Consider the following 1,857-nt stretch of genomic DNA (forward strand, 5'->3'; position numbering starts at 1 on the left):
ATCATCTTCGCATCAAGCTCACTAGAGGCTAGTGCGGTTTCAACATCTAACATTGCGCGTTTGATGATATCTGCAGCGGTTCCTTGCATAGGTGCGTTGATCGCGGTTCGCTCGGCTGCTTGTTGCATCATTTTATTACGCGCGTTGATATCAGGAAGATACAAACGGCGACCAAACACGGTCTCAACATAGCCATCATCATGTGCTTGCTTGCGAATACGATCCATGTAATCGAGCACGCCTGGATAACGCTCAAAATAACGATCAATATAATCTTGAGCTTCGTAACGCTCTACCTTGATCTGCTTAGCTAGACCAAAGGCAGACATTCCGTATATCAAGCCAAAATTGATGGCTTTTGCCTTGCGTCGTTGATCACTAGTGACCTCTTCGAGCGCTACTTCAAATACTTCTGCCGCAGTTGCCTTGTGAACATCAGCACCGTGAGCGAAAGCATCTAACAAACCTTTGTCTTGAGAGAGGTGGGCCATGATGCGCAGTTCAATCTGAGAGTAGTCGGCTGCAATGAGCTTATAGCCTTGCTCTGCAACAAATGCTTGCCTAATACGGCGTCCTTCAGCGGTACGAATCGGTATGTTCTGAAGATTTGGGTCGCTTGATGATAAGCGTCCGGTGGCCGTAACTGCTTGGTGGTAAGACGTATGAATGCGCCCAGTGCTAGCATTGATCAGTTGCGGAAGTTTGTCCGTGTATGTGGATTTGAGCTTCGCAAGGCTGCGGTGCTCTAAAATCAGTTTTGGAAGAGGGTAATCGAGAGCGAGCTCTTGTAAGACCGGCTCTGCCGTCGATGGTTGGCCCTTCGGCGTTTTTTTGATGATCGGCAATTCAAGCTTTTCAAAGAAGATGGCTTGTAATTGCTTGGGAGAAGCCAAGTTGAATTCTTCTCCAGCAAGCTCATAGGCTTCTTTCTCAAGCTCGCTAATGCGTTGTTCTAACTCTTGGCTTTGTTGTGCAAGCTTGTGCGCATCGACCTTTGCTCCGCGACGTTCGATGTTAGAAAGCACGCGAACAAGTGGCTTATCAATTTCTTGGTAGACAGACAGTAAACCTTTTTCTTCTGATAATTGCGGGAACAAAGCTTCGTGAAGTTGCAAAGTGATGTCAGCATCTTCGGCTGCGTAAGGCCCAGCTTTCTCTATATCAATCTGATTAAAGGTAAGCTGCTTCGCGCCTTTTCCCGCGATATCTTCATAGTGAATAGTGGTTCGATTTAGATATTTTTCTGCCAAGGTATCCATATCATGGCGCGAGCCGGTCGAGTTCAATACATAAGACTCAACCATGGTATCGTGCTCAATACCTTCGAGTGTGATGCCATGATTCAACAGCACATTGCGGTCATACTTTAGATTTTGACCAAGCTTTAAAACAGCTGGATCTTCAAGTAAGGGTTTCAAGCTTGCGAGTACTGCATCTTGATCTAATTGTTGCGGTGCGCCGAGATAATCATGTCCAAACGGAACGTAAGCGGCCTTTCCGGCTTCGCAGCTAAATGAAACGCCAACAACGCGTGCTTGCATGTAATCAAGGCTGGTTGTTTCGGTATCGAATGCAAAATATGGTGCAGCCTTTAAGCGTGCAAGCCAATCATCGAACTGTGCTTGCTCAAGCACAATGTCGTATTCTTTTTTTACCTCGACGGCTGGCGCCTTGTTTTCTGAATCAGATCCTTCAGAGGGGGTACCCGTTGCGTCGAGAGCGTTTAGAAGAGATTTGAATTCAAACTCGGTATATAACTCACGCAATGCATCTAGGTTTGGTGACTCTTGCGTAATATCACCTAGATTTTGCTCGAGTTCGATATCGCATTTAATGGTCGCAAGTTCATAAGAAAGT

1 protein-coding gene is annotated in these 1,857 nt (G+C 46.2%); it reads right to left on the reverse strand.

What is annotated here, in order from left to right:
* A partial coding sequence (gene polA, locus A3738_RS16515; protein WP_068763733.1) for a DNA polymerase I occupies window positions 1–1,857 on the reverse strand: 1,857 nt, incomplete at both ends.

Source organism: Oleiphilus sp. HI0066 (assembly GCF_001635725.1).